Annotated in this window: 17 protein-coding genes and 1 pseudogene; 12 read left to right on the plus strand and 6 right to left on the minus strand. The window is 69.4% G+C overall.

All coding sequences use genetic code 11. The features are described 5' to 3' along the window. Nucleotides 1-67 precede the first annotated feature (67 nt). Both H0264_RS12780 and H0264_RS12785 read left to right on the plus strand, forming a co-directional pair. Nucleotides 68-1,246 (plus strand): AMP-binding protein, encoded by a 1,179-nt coding sequence (locus H0264_RS12780; RefSeq protein WP_181584155.1) that lies wholly within the window; start codon nucleotides 68-70, stop codon nucleotides 1,244-1,246. Between the two features lie 19 nt (nucleotides 1,247-1,265). Then, nucleotides 1,266-2,438 (plus strand): thiolase family protein, encoded by a 1,173-nt coding sequence (locus H0264_RS12785; RefSeq protein WP_181584156.1) that lies wholly within the window; start codon nucleotides 1,266-1,268, stop codon nucleotides 2,436-2,438. A gap of 156 nt (nucleotides 2,439-2,594) precedes the next feature. On the opposite strand, the gene H0264_RS12790 is transcribed toward H0264_RS12785, so the two are convergent. Continuing rightward, nucleotides 2,595-4,343, minus strand: coding sequence for an NTP transferase domain-containing protein (locus tag H0264_RS12790; RefSeq protein ID WP_181584157.1), 1,749 nt, complete (start codon nucleotides 4,341-4,343; stop codon nucleotides 2,595-2,597). Between the two features lie 337 nt (nucleotides 4,344-4,680). On the opposite strand from H0264_RS12790, the gene H0264_RS12795 reads away from it, so the two are divergent. Continuing rightward, a complete protein-coding gene (locus tag H0264_RS12795) occupies nucleotides 4,681-5,526 on the plus strand; it encodes a helix-turn-helix transcriptional regulator (protein WP_181584158.1) in 846 nt (281 codons plus the stop codon). Between the two features lie 53 nt (nucleotides 5,527-5,579). On the opposite strand, the gene H0264_RS12800 is transcribed toward H0264_RS12795, so the two are convergent. Further along, a complete protein-coding gene (locus H0264_RS12800) occupies nucleotides 5,580-6,461 on the minus strand; it encodes an alpha/beta fold hydrolase (protein ID WP_181584159.1) in 882 nt (293 codons plus the stop codon). A 221-nt stretch (nucleotides 6,462-6,682) separates the two neighbouring features. Between H0264_RS12800 and H0264_RS12805 the strand changes: the two genes are divergently transcribed. Further along, entirely contained in the window at nucleotides 6,683-7,105 is a 423-nt protein-coding gene (locus tag H0264_RS12805) for a hypothetical protein (RefSeq protein WP_181584160.1), read from the plus strand. A gap of 80 nt (nucleotides 7,106-7,185) precedes the next feature. Further along, complete coding sequence (locus tag H0264_RS12810) at nucleotides 7,186-7,440, plus strand: WhiB family transcriptional regulator (protein WP_181585502.1); 255 nt, start codon at nucleotides 7,186-7,188, stop codon at nucleotides 7,438-7,440. 26 nt (nucleotides 7,441-7,466) lie between these two features. Here H0264_RS12810 and H0264_RS12815 read toward each other — a convergent pair whose 3' ends face one another. Next, nucleotides 7,467-8,231: a VOC family protein gene (locus H0264_RS12815; protein ID WP_181584161.1), complete on the minus strand. Its 765-nt coding sequence runs from the start codon at nucleotides 8,229-8,231 to the stop codon at nucleotides 7,467-7,469. A 130-nt stretch (nucleotides 8,232-8,361) separates the two neighbouring features. Between H0264_RS12815 and H0264_RS12820 the strand changes: the two genes are divergently transcribed. Continuing rightward, nucleotides 8,362-8,850 carry a DUF1269 domain-containing protein gene (locus tag H0264_RS12820; RefSeq protein ID WP_181584162.1) on the plus strand — a complete coding sequence of 163 codons (489 nt, stop codon included), beginning with the start codon at nucleotides 8,362-8,364 and terminating at the stop codon, nucleotides 8,848-8,850. Between the two features lie 67 nt (nucleotides 8,851-8,917). Beyond that, nucleotides 8,918-10,777 carry a glycoside hydrolase family 15 protein gene (locus tag H0264_RS12825; RefSeq protein ID WP_181584163.1) on the plus strand — a complete coding sequence of 620 codons (1,860 nt, stop codon included), beginning with the start codon at nucleotides 8,918-8,920 and terminating at the stop codon, nucleotides 10,775-10,777. Nucleotides 10,778-10,793: 16 nt separating this feature from the next. Here the strand turns inward: H0264_RS12825 and H0264_RS12830 are convergent, their stop codons facing one another. Beyond that, nucleotides 10,794-13,361 carry a winged helix-turn-helix domain-containing protein gene (locus H0264_RS12830; protein ID WP_181584164.1) on the minus strand — a complete coding sequence of 856 codons (2,568 nt, stop codon included), beginning with the start codon at nucleotides 13,359-13,361 and terminating at the stop codon, nucleotides 10,794-10,796. A 142-nt stretch (nucleotides 13,362-13,503) separates the two neighbouring features. Between H0264_RS12830 and H0264_RS12835 the strand changes: the two genes are divergently transcribed. The 3 genes from H0264_RS12835 (at nucleotide 13,504) to H0264_RS12845 (ending at nucleotide 15,872) form a co-directional block, all read left to right on the plus strand. After that, the gene (locus H0264_RS12835) at nucleotides 13,504-13,899 is read left to right on the plus strand and encodes a DUF7144 family membrane protein (protein ID WP_181584165.1); all 396 of its coding nucleotides are present in this window, start codon (nucleotides 13,504-13,506) and stop codon (nucleotides 13,897-13,899) included. Between the two features lie 252 nt (nucleotides 13,900-14,151). Continuing rightward, on the plus strand, nucleotides 14,152-14,943 hold the full coding sequence (locus H0264_RS12840) for an AfsR/SARP family transcriptional regulator (protein WP_181584166.1): 792 nt from the start codon (nucleotides 14,152-14,154) through the stop codon (nucleotides 14,941-14,943). 113 nt (nucleotides 14,944-15,056) lie between these two features. Next, nucleotides 15,057-15,872, plus strand: coding sequence for a helix-turn-helix domain-containing protein (locus H0264_RS12845; protein ID WP_181584167.1), 816 nt, complete (start codon nucleotides 15,057-15,059; stop codon nucleotides 15,870-15,872). Nucleotides 15,873-15,888: 16 nt separating this feature from the next. Here the strand turns inward: H0264_RS12845 and H0264_RS12850 are convergent, their stop codons facing one another. Then, complete coding sequence (locus H0264_RS12850; RefSeq protein ID WP_181584168.1) at nucleotides 15,889-16,185, minus strand: MGMT family protein; 297 nt, start codon at nucleotides 16,183-16,185, stop codon at nucleotides 15,889-15,891. A 4-nt stretch (nucleotides 16,186-16,189) separates the two neighbouring features. Beyond that, nucleotides 16,190-16,966, minus strand: a complete 777-nt coding sequence (locus H0264_RS12855; RefSeq protein ID WP_181584169.1) for an alpha/beta fold hydrolase — start codon at nucleotides 16,964-16,966, stop codon at nucleotides 16,190-16,192. Nucleotides 16,967-17,211: 245 nt separating this feature from the next. Here H0264_RS12855 and H0264_RS12860 point away from each other — a divergent pair, with 245 nt between their 5' ends. Next, a complete protein-coding gene (locus H0264_RS12860; protein WP_420832090.1) occupies nucleotides 17,212-20,760 on the plus strand; it encodes an ATP-dependent helicase in 3,549 nt (1,182 codons plus the stop codon). After that, nucleotides 20,757-24,485, plus strand: a pseudogene (locus tag H0264_RS12865) (ATP-dependent helicase); the annotation flags it as partial. The gene H0264_RS12860 and the pseudogene H0264_RS12865, both read left to right, overlap by 4 nt. Between the last annotated feature and the right edge of the window lie 87 nt (nucleotides 24,486-24,572).

Consider the following 24,572-nt stretch of genomic DNA (forward strand, 5'->3'; position numbering starts at 1 on the left):
CGTCAACGGGGTGTGGTGAAGATCGCTGCCGGGTTGCCGCACCGGTGATCGCACGTAGAGTCGAACAGTGCTGACTACCGCCGTTCCCGCCGTTCCGCTGCGGCCCGTGGTGCTGCCCGCGGACCCCGAACAGGCCGTCGATCTGCTGCAACGCGAAATCGAACGGATCCACCGGGACGGCCGCGCCATTGCCCCGCTCACCAGCGCGGAGCAGGGACAGGGGTTGCCGGAGACCGTGCCCGGCAGCACGGCGGTGGTGTTGTCCACCTCCGGTTCCAGCGGAGTCCCCAAGCGAACCATGCTGTCGCGCAGCGCATTGCGGGCCTCGGCGCGCGCCTCCTCCGCACGGCTCGGCGGGGCCGGTGACTGGTTGCTCTGTCTCCCAGCCGGTTTCGTGGCCGGATTCCAGGTGGTCTCGCGGGCCGTGCTCGGTGGCACCCGGGTGCTGGCCCTGGGCAGCGGGCCGTTCGACGCCGCCGGCTTCGCGGCCGCCACGCGCCGGCTCGGCGCGGGCCCGCGCTACACCTCGCTGGTGCCCACCCAGGTGAAGCGGCTGCTCGGCGACCCGGCGGGCCGGGCCGCACTGGCCCGCTACGACCGGGTACTGATCGGTGGCGCGCCCCTGGACCCGGACAGCGACCGGCGTCTGCGCGAGATCACCGGCGCGGTGGTCACCTACGGCATGACCGAGACCTGCGGCGGCTGCGTCTACGACGGCCTGCCGCTCGACGGCGTGCGAGTCCGGGTGGCGGACGGCGTGATTCACCTCGGCGGGGACGTGCTCGCCGACGGCTACCTGGACGCGGCGGCGGGCGAGGCCGGACAGTTCTACACCGAGGACGGGCAGCGCTGGTATCGGACGGCGGATCGCGGCCATTGGGCCGACGGGCTGCTCGTGCCCACCGGCCGCCTCGACGATCTGATCAATACCGGCGGTGTGAAGGTGTCCGCGCTCGCGGTCGAACAGGCGCTCGGCGCAATGGATTCGGTGGATTCCGCCGTCGTGCTGGGGTTGCCCGATCCGGAATGGGGAGAGCAGGTCGGCGCGTATGTCGTTCCGCGCGCGGGCTGTTCGGCCGATGCCGCGGCCCTGTGCGCCACGGTCCGGGAACGCCTGGGTCGTGCGGCCGTGCCCAAGCGGATCGTGGTCGGCGAAACCCTTCCGCTGCTGCCCAATTCGAAGGTCGACCGCCGGTCGGTGCGCGCGCGGCTGCTCGCCGCACCGCCGGTCACGCTCGGAAACTAGTTCGGGAGTAAGAAATGTCATGCGGGATGCGGTAATCGTCGCCGCGGTGCGGTCACCGATCGGCCGCGGCAAGCCGGGCGGAGCGCTGGAGCACGTGCACCCCGTCGATCTGATGGCGCACAGCCTGCGAGCGGTGGTGCGGCGCACCGGAATCGATCCGGCGTGCGTCGACGAGGTCATCGGCGGCGTGGTCAGTCAGGTGGGGGAGCAGGCCACCAATATGACCCGGCGCGCCGCCCTGGCCGCCGGGCTGCCGGAATCGGTGGCCGCCAGCACCATCGACCGCCAGTGCAGCGCCAGTCAGCAGGCGCTGCGCTTCGCCGCGCACGCCGTGATCGCCGGGGACTGTGACGTGGTGATCGCGACCGGTGTGGAGTCGGTGAGCCGAATTCCCATGGGCACCAGCCTGCTCGACGCCGACAACCTGGTCGGATCGGCCTTCATGGAACGCTATCCGCAGGGCGTGCCGTGGCAGGGCATCAGCGCCGAACTCATCACCGCCCGATGGGGATTGAGCCGCGCCCAGCTCGACGACTACGCGCTGGAGAGCCATCGGCGGGCCGCCGAGGCGACCAAGAACGGGCTCTTCGACGCCGAACTCACCGGTCCCATCGCCGATCTGGCGTTCGACGAGGGCATTCGCTACGAGAGTTCCGCGCAGGCGCTGAACGCCCTGCCCGCCTCGTTCCACAACCCGGCCATCGCCCGCCGCTTCCCCGAAATCCAATGGCGCATCACGGCCGGCAATGCCAGCCAGCTCGGCGACGGCAGCGCCGCGGTCATGGTCACCACCAGTGAACGCGCCCGGCAGCTGGGTCTGAAGCCCTTGGCGCGCATCCGATCCCACATCGCCGTCGGCGACGACCCGTTCCTCATGCTCACCGCCGTCATCCCCGCCACCGAACGCGCGCTGAAACAATCCGGCCTGAGCCTGTCCGACATCGACCTCATCGAGGTGAACGAGGCCTACGCCAGCGTCATCCTGGCCTGGTCCCAGGAAACCGGCGCCGACCTCGCCAGGGTCAATGTCCACGGCGGCGCCATCTCCCTCGGACATCCGCTGGGCGCCAGCGGCGTTCGCATCACCGCCACCCTCGTCCACGCCATGCGCGCCCGCGGCGCCCGCTACGGCCTCCAAACCATGTGCGAATCCGGCGGCCAAGCCAACGCCATGATCATCGAAGCGCTGTGAGCCCCACGCCATTCTGACTGACCGCCTTCGTCGTCCCGGCATGTTTTCGGCCGGGATACACCCGGACGGGCACATGAACGGCCAGTGTGGATTCCGGCCAAAAGCACGCCGGAATGACGGTGGTGGCTGTGAGCCGGAATCGCGGCCCGGGATGAATCAGCCTCGTAGGGGGATGAATTCGACCGGTGCGCCGTCTGGGGCGTCGGCGGGGACGATCACCAGGCCGTCGCGGTCGAGGAGTCCGGCCAGGTGGGCGGTGCGCAGGGCGGCGTCGCCGAGCCAGCCGCCCTCGGGCAGGGCCTGCGCCGGGACGATTCGCGGTACGGGACCGGCGATTTCGGCGGCGTTGGCCAGCGGGCCGATCAGCGGGCGGGTTTGGTCAACGCCGGTGAGGCCCTCCTTCAGGGCGGGGATCAATGCCAGCAGGGTGGCCACGGCGGCGTAGGGGTTGCCGGGCAGGCCGAGAACCGCGGGCCCGGAGTCCAATTGGGCCACCACGGTGGAGCCGCCGGGGCGCAGGCGCAGGCGGTGCACCAGCATGCGGGACTGTGCGCGGTCGAGGGCGGCGCGCAGCTGATCGGCCGCGCCGCCGCCGGTGGCGCCCACGATGACCAGCAGGTCGCAGTCGGTGGCGGCGGCCAGCACCTCGTCGAAGGCATTCGCGGTGTCGCGCAGGTGGACTCGATCGACCGTGGCCACGCCGTACCAGCCGAGCAGATCCGGCAGCACCGGACCGATGGAATCCCTTGTCTGCCCCGCGTACAGCGGGCCGTCGCTGCGAATCTCATCGCCGGTCATGACGATTCGCGCCCGCACCGGGCCGCGCACCGTCACGGTGCTCACCTCGGCCGACGCCGCGACCGACACCAGCGCGGGGGTGACCGGCCGCCCGGCGGGCGCGAGCTCGTCACCGGGCATCCAGTCCTCGCCACGGCGGCGCACATCATCGCGAATCGGGCTGTCCGGCAGGCGATGCAGTGATCCGTCGGCGGCGATCTCCACGAATTCGTCGCGCACCACCGTGCTGGTGCCGTCGGGCACATGCGCGCCCGTCGCGATGCGCACGGCCTCGCCGTCGAGCAGTCCCACCGGCCGCTGCCCGCCCGCGAAACCGATATCGCGGCGCAGCTGCCACGGCCCGTCCCCGCTGACCGCGTACCCGTCCATGGCCGACACGTCGAACCGCGGCAGCGCCTCGGCGGCGCGCAGCGGCTCGGCCAGCGCCGCCCCGCGCGCGGATCGCACCGGGGTCCGGTGGGCGGGCAGCCGGGAAATGTTCCGCCGGAGCAATTCTCGCGCCTCGGCCAGGCCCAGCGGCGCCGCCGACCGGGCCGCGGCCGCGCGGGCGTGGCGCACATCGTCGGGGGTGTCGCAGTCGGCGACTCCGGCCAGCCGCACGGTCACGGTATCGACCGGAACGAGAGCTTTCATCGGCCGATTCACCAGTGATTCCAGTCGATTCAACGCCTCGCACAACGCGGCGCGGCGCCATACGCCGACCAGATATTGCGGCCGCCCGGATTCATCCGCGGCGAATACCGCGTCGCTTCCGGATTCCCTTGCATTGGAAAGGAGTTCGTTCACTGCGTGTGCGGTCAGGAATGGCATGTCCGCGGCCAGCACCACGATCAGTCCGGCCGGAAACTCACACCCCTCGAGTACGCCCACACCGGCTGCGATGGCCGACACCGGACCCGCCCCGGCCGGTATCTCCTGTGCCTGAAGGATTTCCGCCGGCAATTCCGGCCGATGCGGTCCCACCACGACGGTTCGCGCACACCCGGCGACGGCGGCGAGCGCGGCATCCAGCATGGATTGCCCGCCCACCACGATGGCGGGCTTGTCCACGCCGCCCATGCGGCTGGCGCGCCCGCCCGCGAGCACAATCGCGTCGACAGTCGTCACAGGGCGAACTCCGGCGCGCAGTTGATCATGTCTGCCGATCGTAGTGGTTCGGTGTTTCCCGGCCGTGAACCGGTGACCGCGTCACTTCGAATGAGGCTTGCTAAGCAATTGCTCAGCTGTAAGCGACTATGCGATGTGTCGCGACACATAGTAGAAATGGTTACGTTTTGGACTGGTGCACAATGCAGTATGGCAGTATCCGAACCCAGAACTGGCGGCGTACCTGGGCGAATCGGCGCGGTTCAGAGGAGGCGCTGCAACCGGGTTCCACTCACCGGGACCCTGCACTCCGGCTGATGAGGGACGGTTGCTGAATGTTTGTGGAGAGGGAACGGACGTGACGTTGATCGTGAAGCCGAATAGAGACCCGGACGAGTTGAGGCCGCCCAGTTTCGGACTGCTCCTGCGCAAGCTGCGTGACGCCCGCGGCGTCTCCCGGGAACGTCTCGCCTTCAACGCCGGTGTCAGCGCCAGCTATATCAGTCATTTGGAGAAGGGCGATCGCGGCCATCCCACCCGCGAAGTGGTCGATGCGCTGCTGCGATACCTGGATCGAATAGATCCGCTTTCCACCGTCGAACGCCGGCATCTGCTCGATCTGGCCGGTCTGGGCACCAGCGAATTCCCCACGGTGGAACAACTCCGCGACGAAATCACCGACGACATGCGTCGCGCCCTGGATCTGCACGAGCCCAATCTGGCCGCCTATGTCGATACCCGATGGAATGTGCTGGCATGCAACGCCAGTTACTCCCGGGCCTTCCCCGGTCTGGAAGAAGACGTCAATATTCTGCGCTGGCTGCTCGGCAATCCGGCCGCGCGCGAAGTCATGCTGGACTGGGAGGAAGAAGTCCGGCTCACCATCCACTGGCTGCGCGGTTTGATCGCCGGTTCCGGCGACACCGCCTGGTCTGCGGATTACCTCTCAGAACTCGGACGTTTCGGGCTTTTCCGGGAAATGTGGGACGAAGGCATCGCCGCCTACGGCCGTCCCCGCGCCACTATGCATCTGCACGACACCATCTCCGGCCGCTGCCGCGCCATCGCGGTCCAGATGTTCAGCGTCTTCTGCGCGGCCTACCCCAATCAGATTCAGATCTTCCTCGGCATCCCGTCCTGGTGCTCCGAGGACGGCGAACCGCTCGATCCCGGTCACCTGCGCGACGCCGCGCAGGACGAATAGGCCGCGCGCTCGCACGCGGCCGCCCGATCGATCGAGTCCCGCCACAGCCCATCTCACCGGGCGATCTGGATCTCGCCCGCGCCGCGCCCCTTCAGCCACGGGCCGGACAGCGCCCGCGCCAGGCTGTTGTCGCGCCGTGCCGTCGCCCGCTGCACCAGCCGGATCAACAGCGGCGCCACCACATCCGGATGCGTCCAGGCCGCCCCGTGCCCCGCGCCGGGCACGGTCACCACCCCCGCCGCCCCGGGCAGTCCGGCGGCCAGCAGCTCGGACTTCTGCGCGGTGCTGGTGCCATCGTGGCTGCCGCGCACGATCAGCGCCGGCGCGGTGATCTCGGGCAGCCGGTGCAGCACCGAGCGCCGGTCCATCAGGCACCGCGCGGCCGGGGCCAGGGCCTGGCGGTCCGAGGCGTACCAGCGGCTGGTCCACACCCGCCACAGCCGCGGATCGGTGCCGCCGATGAGCTGCGGCGCGAGTTCGGCGACCAGCGGCGCCATCGGCTCCGGACTCAGCCAGCGCTCGAAAAAGGTGCGGTAGAAAGCCAATTCGGCGGGCGTGCAGGCATCGCCCTCGGTATCGAGCAGCGCCAGACCGCGTACTCGTTCCGGTTCCGCGAGCGCCATGCGCATTGCGGTGAATCCGCCCTGGCTCATTCCGCCGATTACCGCTTGTTCGATTCCCAGATGATCCAGGACCGCGAATGCGTCGGCCGCGAGATCCCAATAGCTGAACTGTTCGCCCTCCGGTGTCTGAGTGCGTCCGTGGCACCTCGCATCGACCGTTACGAGATTGATACCGGCCGCTGCCAGAGGTTCGCGCATCGGTTCGAACATCGACTCGTCCATGAGAAATCCGTGGCTGAGCAGAAGTGTCGGGCCGGAAATGTCGCTGGTGACGAAATGGACTGTGGCTGAACCTGATCGCACGTAAGGCATGGTCAGAACGGTAAACGACGAAGTGGCCGGTTCCTATTGTTTGCCGGAGCGGTGCCGAGCACGCTTCAGTGCTGTTCCCGATGAGTACCAACACTGGCCAGTGTCGGTACTGCTAGGGGTTTGCTCCAGATAGCTCCCGAGCTGGACAACGTGATGTCGAGCGCATTTAAATCAGGCCGTGGCGTTTTTGGGACAAGCGCCAAACACTTGGGAGGAAAGAAATGCTGGACATCACCACCGCCGCTCGTCGCAATGACTTCCGCGTGGATCAGGGTGCGGGTCTGCGTGAATCTCTGGAGGGACTCCTGCTGCACGACGGCGTCGGTTTGGATGCGCGTATGCGTCATGCCATCGCGGCCGTCGTTCACCTGGCCGTCGACGCGCCGCTGGGCGTTCCCGAAGACGCCGAGGAATTTCTGGGCCGGCTCGACGCCTCATGGCTGTTCGCCGCCTGGAACGATTGCGATTCCGAATTGTCGTTGCTCAATACCCTGGCCGGCGGCGAGGTTCCCGCGCTGTCCTGGTGCGAGCTCATGTTCACCACGGCATTGGCGCCCTGGTCCTCCGCTCCGGCCGCGGTGCACGCGCGCCGCGTTTTCGTCACCGGCGAGCAGGCCCGGCTGGCCGCCGTCGGCGACCGCTAGCAGTACGCGCGTGTCACCGAATTTCTGACGTATTGAAGGGGTGCTTTGAAGTGAAACTGCTTTTCACGAATTTCGATGCCATGTTCGAAACCATCGCGCGCCGCGACGAGTTCGAGCCCGAAGCCTGGCACAAGCGCGCATTGTGCACCCAGACCGATCCCGAGGCCTTCTTCCCGGACAAGGGCGGGTCGACCCGTGAGGCCAAGCGGATCTGCGGGTCCTGCGAGGTGAAGAAGGAGTGCCTGGATTACGCCCTGAGCCATGATCAGCGCTTCGGCATCTGGGGCGGGCTCTCGCCGCGCGAACGCCGTCGTTACGACCGCGGCGCCGCCTGAACTCAGGTGGCACGGGGGATTGCGAGTCAGTCGGAAGCCGCTCGCAGCAGACAGAATTCATTGGTTTCCGGATCGGCCAGCACCACCACCGGAGCATGCGCCGGCGGCGGGGCGAGGTTGATCGGCGAGGCTCCTGCGGCCTGCAGCCGAGCCGCCTCTTCGGCCGGATCATCGCTGGGGAAGGCGATGAGATCCAGATGCAGGCGACTGCGTTCCCCCATTGCCTCGGGGGTGCGCAGGAACTCCAGCCACGGGCCCTGCCCGGTGGCGGAACGAATTCCGGCATAACGGGCACTGTCATGGGTGACGGGCCAGCCGGAGGCCGCGGACCAGAATCGTGCCAGGCGTAGCGGGTCCTGGGTATCCACCACGATCGCGGCCACCGCTCCGGTGTCGACATAGTGCTCGCGCGGTTCCAGCACGCAGAATTCATTGCCCTCGGGATCCGCGAGCACCGTCCACGGCACCCCGTTCTGGCCGATGTCCAGCCGCCGCGCACCGAGCGAGAGCGCCCGATCCACCTGCACGCGCTGATGATCGAGCGAGCGGCTCGACAGATCCAGGTGCATCCGGTTCTTCGCCGCTCCACCCGTTCCGGCGGACCCCGCCGCGGCATGCCGGGCGGGCAGGAAGGTCAAGGCCACATCCAGCCCGTCCGGATCCGGCGCGGCCACATCCACCTGGCCCGGCCGGTCGACTGTCACCTCCCAGCCGAGCAATTCCGCCCAGAAACCTGCCACGGTCCTGGGCTCGACCGAATCGAACACCACGCACGCCAGACGGGTGGACATTCATCCACGGTAACCGCCGCGCCCGGCGTGGCGTGCGCGCTTCATCCGAAACGTGTGAGCCGTCCACCACGTCCCGGGTCCTACCTTCGGCGCTGCACACCGAACCGCTCGACCGATTCGAGGAGGACCCGTGGCAGGAACCCTGACCGTCTGGAAATTCCCCACCCCCGACGGCGCCGAAATCGCGGTGGAGACGCTGGAGGAACTGGCGAAGGAACAGCTGATCTCGGTGCACGACGCCGCCATCGTCAGCTGGCCCGAGGGCGCCAAGAAACCCAAGACCAAACAATTGCGCAAACTCACCGGAATCGGCGCCCTGGGCGGCGCGTTCTGGGGCCTGCTGTTCGGGCTGATCTTCTTCATCCCACTGCTTGGCCTGGCGATCGGCGCGGGCCTGGGCGCCATGACCGGCGCCATGCGCGATGTCGGCATCGACGACGAGTTCATCAACCGCCTGCGCGCCGAAATCACCGAGGGCACATCGGCTTTGTTCGTGCTCACCTCCGACGCCGTCCCGGACCGCGTGCTCGAGCGCTTCCCCGGGCAGGAGGCGCAGCTGCTGGCCACCAATCTGTCGCAGGCGCAGGAGGAGATGCTGCGCGAGATCTTCTCGGCCTGACCACCGTGCGCGCCGGAATCATTGCCGCGCAGGTGATTCCGGCGCTGCCGACGACAAGGAGCTGCACGTGGACAACTACCCACCCATTGCCGACCACGGACTCATCGGAGACCTGCAAACGGCCGCACTGGTGGCGACCGACGGCACCATCGACTGGATGTGCCTGCCCCGCTTCGATTCCCCCAGCATCTTCGGAGCCCTGCTCGACCACCGCCGGGGCGGGCACTGCCGGATCCGCCCCGCACCGGGCTTCCGCAGCAGGCAGATGTACTTCCCCGACACCGCCATCCTCATCACCCGGTTCATGACGGCGTCGGGCACCGGCGAAATCGTCGACTTCATGCCGCCGCTCACCGACCGGACCCCCACCGACAATCACCGGCTGGTGCGCATGCTGCGCTGCGTGCGCGGGCAGATCAGTTTCGACGTGGACCTCATGCCGCGCTTCGACTACGGCCGCCGCCCGCACACCACCCACATCCTGCCCGACGGCGCGGTCTTCGACGGCGGCGACCAGATGCTCACCCTGCACGCCGTGCGCGAGCCCGGCGACGCCCGCCTGGGCCGGATGCAGGTCGCGGGGGAGGGGCACGTGCGCGGCTCGATCACCTTGGAGGCCGGGCAGGTTCGCGGCATCGTGCTGGAATCCGGGGCGCGCACCACCCCGCACGCCATCCGGGTGAGCGAGATCGAGGAGCTGTTCGCCGACGCCGTCCGGTTCTGGCACGGCTGGCTCGCACAATCCACCTACCGGGGACGCTGGCGGGAGATGGTGCACCGCTCGGCCATCACCCTCAAACTCATGACCTACGCGCCCACCGGGGGGCTCATCGCCGCGCCCACCGCCGGACTGCCGGAACAGCTGGGCGGGGAACGCAATTGGGACTACCGCTACACCTGGATCCGGGACGCCTCGTTCTCGGTGTACTCCCTGCTGGCGCTCGGATTCACCGAGGAGGCAGCACAATTCGCGACCTGGCTGCGCGACCGCTACCGCGCGCACGGCGGCCCGCTGAAGATCATGTACCGGGTGGACGGCACCTGGGATCTGCAGGAGCAGATCCTCGACCACTGGGAAGGCTACAAGGGTTCGCGCCCGGTCCGGATCGGCAACGACGCCTCCGGACAGCTGCAACTCGACATCTACGGCGAGATGCTGGACAGCATCTACCAGGCCGACCGGCGCGGACTGCGCATCGGGCACCAGGGCTGGCACGACGTGGTCGACATGCTGGACTGGCTGGGCGACAACTGGGACCAGCCCGAGGAGGGCATCTGGGAAACCCGCGGCGGCAGAGCCGATTACACCTACGGGCGGCTCATGAGCTGGGTGGCCTTCGACCGCGCGGTGCGGCTGTCCGCCGAGCACAGCCTGCCCGGCCCGGTCGAGCAGTGGCGGCGGCACCGCGACCGGATCTACGCCCAGATCTGGGATCGCGGCTGGAATCCGGCCCGGCAGTCCTTCGTCCAGCGCTACGGCTCCGAGGTGCTGGACTCCTCGCTGCTGCGCATGGCCCAGGTCGATTTCGTGGCGCCGCGCGATCCGCTGTGGCTGTCCACGCTGGGGGAGATCAGCACCGACCTGGTCACCGACAGCCTGGTCTACCGCTACGACCCGATCGCCGCACCGGACGGGCTGCGCGGCGACGAGGGCACCTTCTCGCTGTGCACCTTCAACTACGTCAACGCGCTCGCCCGCGCCGGCGAATTGAGCCAGGCCCGGCTGGTTTTCGAGAAGATGCTCACCTACGCCAACCATCTCGGGCTGTACGCCGAGGAGATCGACCTCACCGGCGAACAGCTCGGCAACTTCCCGCAGGCCTTCACCCACCTGTCGCTCATCGACGCCGCCATCACCCTCGATGACGCCATGAACCGAACCCGGTCGGCCGATATCGGTCAGCTCGCCGGGCTGCTCCAGGGGTGAGTCCCCGCCGCGCCGGTCAAAGGAGCCCGGCGCGGCGGGCCTTGTCCAGCGCGGCCGTCCGCGAATTCACGCCCAGCTTGGCGTAGATGCCGCGCAGATGGGTCTTGACGGTATTGACCGACACTCCCAGGTCGACGGCGATCTGCTGGGCCGTGCGACCCGACGGAAGATGTTTGAGCACAGTCATTTCCGTCGCCGTGAGCTGCTGATCGGCCGAACGCCGCCGCGCCAGTGGATGATGCCGGACCCGATCGACGAAATCGTCGTGGTGGCCGAAACTTCCGGCCTGACCGTCGAGCACGGCAATGGCGTCGGGCACGTCCAGGAACGGTCGCACCAGGCAATCCGGGGCGGCGTAGGCGAGGGCCATCTCCAGAGCGCGGCGCACCTTGTACGGTGAGCGGCTGGCCTCGTGCCGGACCGCGTACAGCAGCCACAGCGTCACCCGATCGGCCACCCCGAACACGGTGTCGTCGGCCAGCAGCGGCTCCAGCACGACATCCACCGTCGCCGGTTTGCTCGTCACCAGAGCCAGTGCGGCCCTGGACAATTCCACCTCGGGACCATCCCCGTGCGCGGCGCGCGCCTGCTCGATCAGCAGCCGCGCCGTTCGCGGTTCGCGCACCGCGAGCAGCGCCCACACCACGTGGGTCAGCAGGCGGCCCGGCGTCATCGGCAACGGGCCGCCCTGGGTGAGCAACGACAGCATGGCCCGGCGCAGTTCCTCGACGGCGGTGTGGTGATCGGCCTCGGTCTGGCAGGCCAGCAGCCGGCCGACCACATGCGCCGACCAGCCGGCCGCGGGCCGGACCGACCCGTCCAGATGCTCCTGCATGGTCAGCAGCTCCGCGGTCTGCTCGACGGGCCACGAATCCCCTTGCAGATACGCCGCGAATCCCGCCAGGGCCGTGGCGTGGGCGGCGTCGGCGCAATGCTCCAGCCCGTACTCCGCGGCGATGGCCAGCGCCCGCCCGGCCCGGTCCCGCATGGTGGTGACCGCGCCGTCCATGGCCGCCGACATGGCCAGCCGGGTCACCGAACGCAGCGCCAGCTGAGGATGATTCGTGCTCTCCGCCAAGGCGAGCCCGCGCTGCAACTGCTCCTCGCCGCCCTCTCGGTCCCCGCGCAGCAGCATGGCGGTGGCCAGCTGGATGGTCAGGTAGCAGTCGATATCGGGATGCCCGACCGCCGGATGCGGACCGGTGCCGGGCAGCGCCGCCATATCGTCGGCGAGCAGGGCCGCGTCCACCCGGGCCGCCAGGGCCAGCGGCGGCAGCCAGGCCGCCGGAACCACCGAATCGCCGGTGCCGCCGGGGATTCGGACCATGGCCAGGTAGGTGGTGGCGCTGGTCGCGTCGCCGTGCGTCAGCGCGTCGATCGCGCGCAGCAGCCAGATGAAGGGGTCCTCGGACAGCGCCGGGCGCAGGCTGTCGAGCTGCGCGAACAGTCGAGCGCCGGCGCCGTCGAGCACGATGGCCATGCCGCGGCGGCGCAGGAACTCCACCAGCCGGTCGTGCGCCGAGTCGTCGAGCAGATGCGGCAGCGCCGACAGCGGCAGGCCCGCGTCGTCGTACCAGGCCGCGGCGCGCAGATTCAGGTCGTCGGCCAATTCCACACCGGCATGCCGGATTTCGGCGCGGAAGTGCGAGCGCAGCATGGGGTGGTAGCTGAGCCAGAGTTCGTTGTCGCGGGTGGTGCGGGTCATCGGATAGTTGACGCGCTCGAGTTCATGCAGCAGATGCCGGGCCGACGGCCCCGCCAGGGCCTCGGCCAGCCGCGGCGTGAACGACACCGGAATGCTGGTGTAGAGCAGGAATTGGCGCAGCGGCACGGGCAGCGCGTCGACCAGCTCGCCGAGCAGGAAGTCCGAGACCGCGGGGGGCGGCTGGGTCAGCATGGCCGGGGCGGCGCGCGGATCGTCGCCGTGGGCCGCGAGATAGCGCGCGGTGATGCGGACCAACGCCACCCAGCCGTGCGTCAAGGCCATCACCTCGGCCAATTCGGCGTCGTCGAGCCGACAGCCGTGCTGGGCGCACAGCAGGCGCGTTTCCGTCTCGGTCAACGCCAGATCGGCGGAACCGAATCGGGTGAGAACACCGCTCAGTTCGAGGGTGTGCCAGCGGAGCGGCGGGTCGAAGCGGGCGCAGACGACCACGATCACCGCCGTGGGCGGATACCGCAGGAAGTACTCGAGCCCGGCCAGCGCGGGCGGATCGGTGAGGCGATGCGCATCGTCGATGATCAGCACCCGGGGAACGTCCGGATCATCGAGCGCGGCAATCAGATTCGCCACCGGTGTGGTTTCCGAGCCGGAGTGGTCGTCGCGGGCGGGGGCGGGCAGGGCCAGGCAGTCGTGCACGGCCTCCCACAGTCGCCCCGCGTCGTCGAGCCGTTCGTCGATGGCCAGCCGGCCGACCACCGTGCCGGGGTAGTGCGGGCGACGGCGCAGCCAGTCCGCGATCGCGACGGTCTTCCCGGTCCCGGCGGCAGCGCACAGCAGCAGGACCTTTCCGCCGCCCGCGGCCGCGGTCTCGAAGCGGTCGTACAGCGCGGGCCGGTCGATCGAGGGAATCGGATCCAGCATCGAATTCTCCTTTCGGCGAACGAATCACCCCGATGTGATCTGCATTGCGTCGCGGACTCATCCGCCAAGGGTGAGGCGATCCCGGGTGCGGCGGCGCACAGTCGGAAGCGGGTCCACACCATTCGAGAGATAGGGGTTGACTATGACCGAACATCCCGTGCGGCAAGGTATTGCGGCCGGTACATCGATCGGGGCGGCAATACTTCTGCTGACCGTGGGCGTGCTGTCGGTCCTCGCGGGTATAGCCGCGGTGGCGAATGACGCGATGTACGTCGTCGGTTACGAGTACATCTACGAATTCGACATCACCACCTGGGGCTGGACCCATATAGCACTGGGTGCGGTACTGCTCATCTCCGGCGTGGGACTGGTGACCGGCAGAACCTGGGGACGCGTGGCGGCGATGTGCGTGGCCGCGCTGTCCATCGTCGCCAATTTCCTGTGGCTGCCCTACTACCCGTGGTGGTCGGTGCTCATCATCGCGCTCGATGCCGTTGTGATCTGGGCAGTCGCCACCTGGAAGGGATATGCCACCTGAGCGATCCGAACCTGATTGTGTGATCGACCACAGCTGACCTCCGAGTCATCGCTACGTTCAGCAGTCTCCGTCACTGCGCTTCCTGGCGACTTTCTGCTCAGTTCTCGAATGCTTGACAGGACAACGAGTTCGACGCGGAATATGACACGCTATGCGCATATTCAACTGAATAGTGAAGCGGATAGCTAACGTTCAGCAAGCCGGGGGCCCGGCGATGTGCTTCGAAAACATATAGGCGGACCGGGTGCTGTGATGAACGAGCGTCAGATACGAGTACTGGGGCCGCTGCGGGTCGTGATCGACGGAACGCCGACACCGATTCGCGGACGCATTCAGCGGGCGCTGCTGGGCCGCCTCGTGGTGGCCCACGGGCGTGCGGTGTCCACCGACCGACTGGTCGACGATATTTGGGAGGGGGAGCCGCCGCCGAGCGCCGCATCCGTGGTGCAGGTCCAGATCCACAATCTGCGAAGGGTTTTCGAACCCCGCCGGGCGCGTCGCGCCCCGGCCGCGGTGGTGGTGTCCGAATCCGGCGGATATGCGCTGCGCATGGCCTCGGACCAGGTTGATTCCTGGCGGTTCGAGGCCATGCTGCGCGCCTATCAGGACCGGGTGCGCGAACTCGGCGGCGAACTCGACCCCGGCGAAGGCTGCCGGCTGCTCGACGCCGTGCTGGGCTGTTGGCACGGACCGGCGCTGGAGTCGTTCGAAGGCGCCGGCTGGGCGGTCGGGGAGGCGGCGCGCCTCACCGACCTGTGGCTGCTGACCGCCGAGCTGCGCGCGCAGTGCGCACTGGAGCTCGGCCGGGCCACCGAAGTGATCACCGGTCTGCGCCCACTGCTGGAACAACACCCCGAACGCGAGGAGAGCGCGCGCCTGCTCGCCACCGCGCAATACCGTTTGGGGCAGCAGGCCGACGCGCTGGCAACCTTGCGGCGTGCCGGCGAATATCTGGTCCGGGAGATCGGGGTGGACCCGGGCCGACGGCTGCAACGGCTGGAAACCGCGATTCTCAACCAGGCGGAGGATCTCGGGGATCGCTGAAATAGGTCGCTCGCCTGCCCGCGGGTCGTTCCCGAGCTGATGAAACACGTTGTCTGGCAATACTGTTCGCGGGTCGCTATATCTATGTACAAACGGAGACAGCGAGGAAACCCATGGCATTGAATGCGGAATACGCCATAAGACCCGGGTATCTACAACCCCCGACATTGGGGAAACTATTGCGGAGATTGCGCGACGAACGCATGGTTTCGCGCGAGAAGCTCGCCTTCAACGCGGGCGTCAGCAGCAGTTACATCACACATCTCGAGAACGGAAACCGCGACCGTCCCACCCGCGAGGTGCTGCACGCCCTGGTGCGATATCTGGACCGCATCGGCCCGCTGTCGGCGGTGGAACACCGGCATCTGCTCGATCTCGCCGGACTCGGCGCCGGAGAATATCCGGACGCGGAACAGCTGCGCGCCTGGATCACCACGGATATGCACCACGCGCTGACATTGCACGAGCCCAACCTGGCCGCCTACTTCGATACCCGGTGGAATCTGCTGGCCTGCAATGACAGCTTCGCCCAGGCATTTCCGGGAATCGCCGAACAGGGCAATTTCCTGCACTGGTTCCTGGGCAACGCGATCTCCCGGCGCACGGTGGTCGAATGGGAGCAGGAGGTGCGGCTGCTGGTGCACTGGCTGCGTGGCCTGCTGGCCGGCTCCGGCGACGCCGCGGCCTCGGTCGCCTTCCTCGCCGAACTCGCGCAATACGAACAGTTCTGCCGCATCTGGGACGAGGAAGCGGTGGCCTACGGGCGGGACCGGCCGCTGCTGCACCTGCGCGACCTCGATACCGGTACGCGGCGCGGCGTGGTGGTGCAGATGTTCCGGGTGGACTCGGTGCCGCACTCCGACCGGATCCAGATCTTCCTCGGCATTCCCGTGGACAGCCTCGCACCCGTGCCCAGCGCCGCCGGGTGAGCGCCGATCCGGCGTCCTACGGGAACACGAAACGCGCGCGGCGCAGATCGACCCGATCGCCCGCCAGCGGACAGCCCTCCTCCGCCAGCAGCCGCAGCTGCCGCTGGGCCAGGTGCGAGGCCGGACTCCCGTCCGCGCGCAGCACCCGATGCCACGGCAGATCCGCGGAATCGGTGCGCATGATCCAGCCGACCGTGCGCGGGGTGGACAGGCCCGCCGCGGCCGCGATATCGCCGTAGGTGGCGACGCGGCCGGGCGGGATGGCGGCGACCAGTTCCCGCACGCGTTCGATATCGGCATCGGAGGTGGGCATGCGGTTATCCCAGCACGGATCGGACGAGTGCGGCGGTCTGTTCGGGACGCGACTGCTCGACCATGTGATCGCAGTCGAACTCGTGCACGGTCAGGTGTGCGCCGAGGTGTTCGGCGAGCGCGGCGCGGAAAGCCGGTGTGACGAACGGGGGTTGCACCTTCATGGCCTGCACCAGCACCGTGGGCAGGTGCGCCGGGGGTAGTGCGTAGTCGCGGGCCAGCTGACCCCAGTACGCGATGATCGCGGGCATTTCCAGCCGCCAGGCCACGCGGCCCTGCGGCGTCGGCACCAGATGTTCGGCCAGTTCGGCCTCCAGAAGCTCCGGATCCACCTCGCCCCAGGCGGTTTCGAGCTTGTCGAAACGCGCCTGCTCGATGTCCGCGTAATCCGGGTGTTCCAGAACGGAATTCGCGATCCGGAGCATGAACTCGGGGTCCAGGCCGATGGCCGGATCCAGCAGGACCAGCGCGCGCACCAGCTCCGGATGCCGCCGCGCCAGATGCACCGCCGTGGCGCCGCCGAACGAATGCCCGAGCACCACCACGGGTTCGCTCACCTCGCTCGCCAGCAGTTCCACCAGGTCGTTCACCAGGGTTTCGAAATCCCACGGCGGCACACCGGGCGACCTCCCGTGCCCGCGCAGATCCGGCGCAATAATCCGGACATCGGGCAGATATCGCTCGGCCAGTACTTGCCAGCGCCGACCGTGACCCGTCAGCCCATGCAGAGCCAGAACGACCGAACCGGTCGAAGGACCGAAGCGATGAACATTGAGATCCACTGTCCCGCCTCTCCGCGCCTTTGCGCACCGCTTGGGTGCCGCCGACCGTATCGCACGCGTGCCGGCGGCCGGGTGCCGAACCTGTTTCGGGCGTACCAGGTGAGTTACCCGGCTCACGAAATCAGTTGTTGTCGCCTTCGCCCTGACTGTGATCGACTGCACGGGAAACTCGGGGCAAACGAAAACTGTCGGGCCGGTCTGTTGAAATAGCCCGCGTGATGCGATCGGATAGCTCGGTGCAGCTTGTGCGCCGGGCAGCGGCAGCCTCCCCACCACGGGAGTGGGACGCCGCTATCCGGCCGCTGTTCACCGACCTCGGCGCGGACCCGGGCTGGAGCCCGTGGCAGGTGCTCGGCGGGCCCGGCACCGGCAAGACCTCGCTGCTGGTGGATCTGGCCGCCGCGCGGATTCTGGCCGGGGCCGAACCCGATTCGATTCTGCTGCTCACCTACTCCAAGCGCGCCGCGACCGCCGTGCGCAATGCCATCACCGCGCGCATCGCGGAAGCCGATCCGGAACTGGGCGGCGTACCGGGGGCCACCCGCGGGCCGCTGGTCCGCACGGTGCACTCCTACGCCTTCGGTCTGCTGCGCACCTTCGCCGCCACGCACGGCAATCCGCCGCCGCGCCTGCTCACCGGTTCCGAACAGGACATCGTGCTGCGCGACATGCTGCGCGGTGAACTGCTCGACGGCGCGGCGGACTGGCCCGAGCGCCTGCATCCCGCGCTGCCCGCCGCCGGATTCGCTGAACAATTGCGGGACCTCATGCTGCGTGCGACCGAACGCGGCCTCGGCCCCGAAGATCTGGTCGCGCTCGGCCACCAGCACGACCGCTCCGAATGGGTCGCCGCCGGCCGCTTCTTCGAACGCTACGAGCAGATCATGCTGCTGCGCTGGTCCGTCGGCATGGACGTCCCCGAAGCCAGCGCCCCCGCCCTGGACGCCGCCGAACTCGTCACCGCCGCCCTGGAAGCCTTCTACGAGGACCCCGACCTGCTCGTCGCCGAGCGCACCCGCCTGCACACCATCCTCGTCGATGATGCCCAGCACCTGGATCCCCATGCCGCACAACTCATCCGGCTGCTCGGCGCAGGCCCCGCCAGCACAGTTGTAGCAGCCGACCCCGACCAATCCGTCTTCACCTTCCGCGGCGCGGACTCTCGCTTCGCGGCCGACCCGCAGGCGCCCGAGGACCGCCGAATCACCCTGCGCCACAACCACAGATCCGCCCGCGCGATCCGGGAGATCGGTGCGCGGATCTCCGCCCGCCTGCCGGGCGGCGGCGCACACCGCGCGGCACCGGATCAGCCGGTAATAGCTCCCGGCACAACAGATTTCCTGCGCGAGCTGATGGAAGGCCCCGTTCCGGCGGAGCCGTTCGCAGACGGTCCCGTGGCCGAGATTCATCGCGAGGCGGACATCGCGGACGCGGCCGGACTCACGGCGGCATCCGAGCCTGGAGCGCGGATCGGCTGGGACGCAAGGACATCGGCCGGTGAGGTGCGCGTCCAGGTGCTGACCACTCCGGCCAAGGAGGCGGCGCTCATCGCCGATCACCTGCGCCGCGCCCATCTCACCCATGGCGTCCCCTGGTCACGCATGGCGGTCATCGTCCGCTCGGTGCCACTGTCCCTGGCCCCGCTCCGGCGTGCCCTGCTCGCCGCCGGTGTGCCGGTGCGCCAGCCACCCGCCGATGTCCCCCTGGCCCGCCGCCGCGGCGCGGCCTGGATGTTGCTGGCCCTGCGCGCCGTAACCGCAGGCGATCCCACCCACGTGGCCTACCCGCGGCCGATCCCGTTCACGGCCGAAGAAGCGCTCGACCTGCTGGCCGGACCCCTCGGCGGTGCGGATCAGATCAGCCTGCGCCGCCTGCGTCGTGGCATCCGCCGCACGGTCCTGGAACTCGGCTATCCGGAGCGGACGCCCACCGAGCAGGACGGCGACGAGCCGATCGCGGCGGACAAGACTGTGCGGCACCGTGATTCGGAAGGCTCCGAGGACGCCGAGGCGGCGGCGCGCTATGCGGATCTGGATCGGTCGTCGGCGGAGATTCTGCGGGATCTGTTGGTGGGAGCGGGGAATCGGGAGATTCTGGAGCGGCTCACGGAGGTGGAGTCCGCGCCGTTGCGGCGGGTGTTGAAGGCGGTGTGGAAGGCTCGCAAGGCGCGGCGGGACGGGGGCGGGCTGGAAGAGGTCATGTGGGGGTTGTGGTCGGGGTCGACGCTGGAGAAGCGGTGGTTGGGGCAGTCCGAGCGCGGGGGAGCGGTCGGGATGCAGGCGGATCGGGATCTGGACGCGGTGATCGGGCTGTTCGAGGCGGCCGCGTCGTATGTGGATCGGCTGCCGCGCGCCACCATCGAGGGATTCGTGGAATACCTGGAGCAGCAGGAGATTCCGCAGGACAACGCACCGCACACCGATCCTGGTGAGGCGGTGACCGTGTGCAGTGCGCACGCGGCCGCGGGACGGGAGTGGGACACCGTCGCGGTGGCCGGTGTGCAGGAGGGGATCTGGCCGAACCTGCGGCCGCGCGGCTCGCTGCTCGGGGTCGAAGATCTGGTGGATCTGCTTGCGGGCGTGGGAGATACCGGGGAGCGGGTGAGCCGCGCCGCGCCGCTGCTCGCGGAGGAACGGCGGCTGCTGCTGGTGGCCTGCTCGCGGGCGCGGCGGTCCCTGCTGGTGACGGCGGTGGAATCGGTGACGGGAGACCAGGATCTGGTGCCCTCGCGATTCCTGGCCGAACTCGACGCCGAAGGGGAGGACGGGCAGCCGGGGCGGATACCGCCGCCGGTGGATCCGGGACGAGCGCTGGCCATGCACGCGCTCATCGCCGAATTGCGCGGCGCCGCATGCGATCCCGAGACCACGCCGGAGCGGCGGGCGCGGGCGGCGCACGAGCTGGCGCGACTGGCGGAGGCCGGGGTGCGCGGCGCGCATCCGCGGGACTGGTACGGCATCGCCGAACTGTCGTCGCTGAATCCGCTGTGGGACAGCGAGGACGGGTCCATCTCGCTCTCACCCTCGACGGTGGAGCAGCTCAAGACCTGCCCGCTGCGCTGGGCGCTGGAGCGGCACGGCGGCGGGGATGGCGAGAATCCGCACGCGCTCAAGGGCAATCTCGTGCACACGCTGGTGCAGGCGCTCGCCGGGCAGGTCGACGAGACGCAGGTCAAGCAGGCGCTCGTGAAAGCCTGGAAGAAGGTCGATCCCAGCGCTCAGCACGGCGAGAACTGGCATTCCCGCGCCGAGCTGCGCCGCACCGAAACCATGGTCGACACCTTCCTGGCGTGGCTGCGCAATACCCGCGACGAGCTCACCGCCATCGGCGTCGAGGTGCCGGTGGACTGTGTACTGCCCGCACGCAATCCGGGCGAGCACGCGGTGCGCATCAGCGGCCGGGTGGACCGGGTGGAGCGAGATGCGCTGGGGCGCTTCGTCATCGTCGACGTGAAGACCGGGAAGACACCCATCTCCAAGCAGGCCGCCGAAGAGCACGCCCAGCTCGCCACCTACCAGGTGGCCGCCGCCGAAGGCGCGCTCGGCGAAGGCGAACCCGGCGGTGCGCGCCTGGTCTACGTGGCCAAACCCAGCAGCCGCGAGGGCGCGTCCCAGCGTATGCAGCTGCCCCTCGACGGCGAGGGAATCGACAACTGGCGCAATGTCATCCACGACGCCGCCGAATCCTCCAAAGGCCCCAGCTACCTGGCCATGCGCAATGACGGCTGCCGTCACTGCAAGGTCGCGGGCAGCTGCCCCGTCCAGGACACCGGGCGACAGGTGACGGACGAGTGAACGCGGCATCGCACGGCGATTCCGCGGCCGGTGACACCGGGCGCATCACGCCCCGGCAGCTCGCCGACGCCCTGGGCCTGCCCCCGCCCACCGACGAGCAGGCCGCGGTCATCGCCGCCCCGCCCGGCCCCACCCTGGTGGTGGCGGGCGCGGGCGCGGGCAAGACCGAGACCATGGCCGCCCGCGTGGTCTGGATGGTCGCCAACGGCCTGGTCGAACCCGAACAGGTGCTGGGCCTCACCTTCACCCGAAAAGCCGCCCAGCAGTTGACCACCCGCATCCGCACCCGCCTGGCCCGCCTCGCGGGCGCCCCCCTCGTGCGCGACATCGACCCCACCGGCCGCCTGCGCGCCCTGCTCACCGGCTCCGAACCCGAGATCAGCACCTACCACTCCTACGCCGGCCGCCTGCTCACCGAATACGGCCTGCTGCTGCCCGTCGAACCCACCGCCACCCTGCTGACGGTGACCCAGCTCTGGCAGCTCGCCTACCGTGTCGTCTCCACCTGGGACGGCGACCTCGACACCGACCGCAGCCCCGTCGGCGTCACCGAAGCCGTCCTGGCGCTGTCCGGCCAGCTCGCCGAACACCTCGTGGAACCCGCCCAATTGGCCGGCGCCCACCGCGAATTGGAGCGCCTGGTCCACACCCTGCCCGCCGGCCCCCGCCAGAAGGGCGGCCCCAAGAAGGCCCTCCTCGACCTCCTCCAGGTCCAGCACGAACGCATCGCCCTGCTGCCCCTGGTCGATCGCCTGCACGAAGAACTCCGCCGTCGCGGCGCACTGGACTTCGGCGCCCAAATGTCGCTCGCCGCCCGCCTCGCCGCGCTCCACCCCGAAGTCTCCCGCTCCGAACGCGACCGCTTCCACCTCGTCCTGCTCGACGAGTACCAGGACACCGGCCACTCCCAGCGCATTCTCCTCGCCTCCCTGTTCGGCTCCGCCCAGCCTGAAGGCACCGCGGATGAAGGTGCCGTCCCCGGGGCGACCGCCTTCTCGTCATTCCGGCATGCTTTCGGCCGGAATCCACAGCAGCGGGAGACATCCGACAGCGTGGATCCCGGCCAAGAAGCGCGCCGGGATGACGAGGGCGAAGGCGTCAAGTCGACGCAGCGGCCGGCGGCTCAGCGGCTTGCGGTGACCGCGGTGGGTGACCCGATGCAGTCGATCTACGGGTGGCGCGGGGCGTCGGCGGCCAACCTGCCGCGGTTCGCGACCGACTTCCCCGCTGCGCCAGGGGTTCCCGCGCCGATCCTGCCGCTGCTCACCAGCTGGCGGAATCCGCCCGAGGCGCTGGATCTGGCCAATCTGGTGGCGGATCCCCTGCGGCTGCGGGCCATCGAGGGCGGGGGTGTCACCGTGGACGCGCTGCGGCCGCGACCAGGGGCGACTCCGGGGGTGGTGGCGTTGGCGCTGGCCGAAACCGTTACCGAGGAACGGGATTGGCTGGCCGAGCGCATCGCGGCCGAATGGGAGGCGGCGGCGGACGCGGGGGAGGAGCCGCCCACCTCGGCGGTGCTGGTGCGGCGCAATGCCGATGCCGCGCCGCTGGCGGAAGCGCTGCGGGAGCACGGGCTGCCGGTGGAGATCGTGGGGCTGGGCGGGCTGCTGCACACCCCCGAAGTCGCGGATATCGTTGCGACGCTTCGATTGATCGCCGATCCGTCGGCGGGCAGTGCGGCCGTGCGCATCCTGACCGGGGCGCGATGGCGGATCGGCGTCTCCGATATCGCCGCGCTGTCGCGGCGAGCCCGGGAACTGTCCATCTCGCGGCCTGCCGGGCAGAGCGATGCCATCACCGACACCGCGACGCTCGACGACGCGCTGCGGGAGGTCGCGCCCGAGCCGTCGGAGCGGGCGGGACTCGGCGACGCTATCGCCGATCCCGGTGCGGCGGACCAGTATTCGACACAGGGGTACGCGCGGATCACCGCGCTCGGGCAGGAGCTGGCGCAGCTGCGGGAGCGCAGCGGGCAGCCGCTCGCCGAACTCGTCGCCGATGTGGAGCGCACCATCGGCATCGGCGTGGAGACGCAGGCGCGGCGGGTGCACGCGGCGGCCGGGCGGGAGCACCTGGATGCCTTCGCCGAAGTGGTCGCCGGATACTCGGCCGATCACCGCTCCTCGCTGAACGGACTGCTCGACTTCCTCACCGCCGCAGAGGAAGTCGAGGGCGGCCTGGAACCCGGCGAGGTGGAGGTCGCCCACGACCGCGTGCAGGTGCTCACCGTGCACGCCGCCAAGGGCCTGGAGTGGGAGGTGGTCGCCGTCCCGCACGTGGTGGACGGCATGTTCCCCTCCGGCACCGGCACCACCACCTGGATGGGCGCGCTCGCCGAACTCCCCACCTCCCTGCGCGGCGACCGCCAGTCCGACGACGCGGGCGACGGCGTGCCCGTCCTCGACCTGGAGGACATCTACGACCGCGCCGACCTGGAGCGCTCCCTCGACCTCCACAAACAGGCCCTGGCCCGCCGCCGCCTCGATGAAGAACGCCGCCTGTTCTACGTCGCCCTCACCAGAACCGAACGCGCCCTGTTCGTTTCGGCCCACCACTGGTCCGAGACCGGCAGCAAGCCCAAGGGCCCCTCCGACTTCCTCCTCGAACTGAAACAGGCCACCGAAACCCCCGACACCCCCCTCGCCCGAGCCGTCCGCATCGACCGCTGGGACGACCCGCCCGCCCCCGACACCCCAAACCCCTTCACCGACAACCCGCCCACCGCCGAATGGCCCCGGGACCCCCTCGGCCCCCGCCGCGAAGCGGTAGAAGACGGCGCCGCCCTGGTCGACGCCGCCCTGGCGGTCCTGCGCGCCCGCCAGGCCGCCCCCGACCTCGGCGACGAATTCGCGGGCACCGCAGCCGATCCCGTTAGCGCGACGGAGTCGGCGCGGCTGGTGGGTGGCCCACCCGCCAGGGCCGCGACCATGGACGTCGCGGAAGCCGCCGAAACAGGCCGGGCCGCAGCTGATTCCGTCGGATCCATCGAATCCGGCAGCGCAGCAGTGGATTCCGGCCGGGACGCCGACGTCGACCCGGACCCGGAGGGCTGGGCCACCGATGTGGACGCCCTGCTCGCCGAGCATTTCGCCGCCGAACAGGCCATCCGCGAGGTGGAACTGCCGGGCCAGCTGGCCGCCACCTCCCTGGTCGATTTGCGTTCCGACCCAGCCAAACTCGCCGCTCGCCTGCGCCGCCCACTGCCGTACCCGCCGAGCCCGTACACCCGCCGTGGCACGGCCTTCCACGCGTGGGTCCAGCGTTGGTTCGGCGCGGGCCGCCTGCTGGCCTTCGACGAGCTTCCGGGGGCCGCCGACGTCACCGACACCGACGCCGGGCTCATGCGTCTACAGGAGGCGTTCCTGGCCTCGCAGTGGGCCGACCGCAATCCGGTCGAGGTCGAGATCTCCTTCGAAACCTCGTTGGCGGGCACCGTGATTCGCGGCCGCATGGACGCCGTGTTCCGTGAGCCGGACGGCAGCTGGATCGTGGTCGACTGGAAGACCGGCTCCGAACCGCACGCCGACCAGGAGCAGGCGGTGGCCGTCCAGCTCGCCGTCTACCGCCTCGCCTGGGCGCGGCTCGAGGCCGCCCGCACCGGCGTTTCCGAAGCCGAGGTCCTCGAGCGCGTCACCGCCGCCTTCCACTACGTCCGCTCCGGCCGAACCATTGCGCCGGACCATCTTCCGGGCCCCGCCGAGCTGGAACGTCTCATCACCGCCGCGGCCCCGGTGCGCCGCGAGAGCAATGGCGCACCGCCCGGCACGGGCAATGGGGCACCGCCCGCAGCACCGCCGGAACCCGTCGAGGTC

The sequence above is a fragment of the Nocardia huaxiensis genome (assembly GCF_013744875.1).
GTDB classification, from domain to species: Bacteria; Actinomycetota; Actinomycetes; order Mycobacteriales; family Mycobacteriaceae; genus Nocardia; species Nocardia huaxiensis.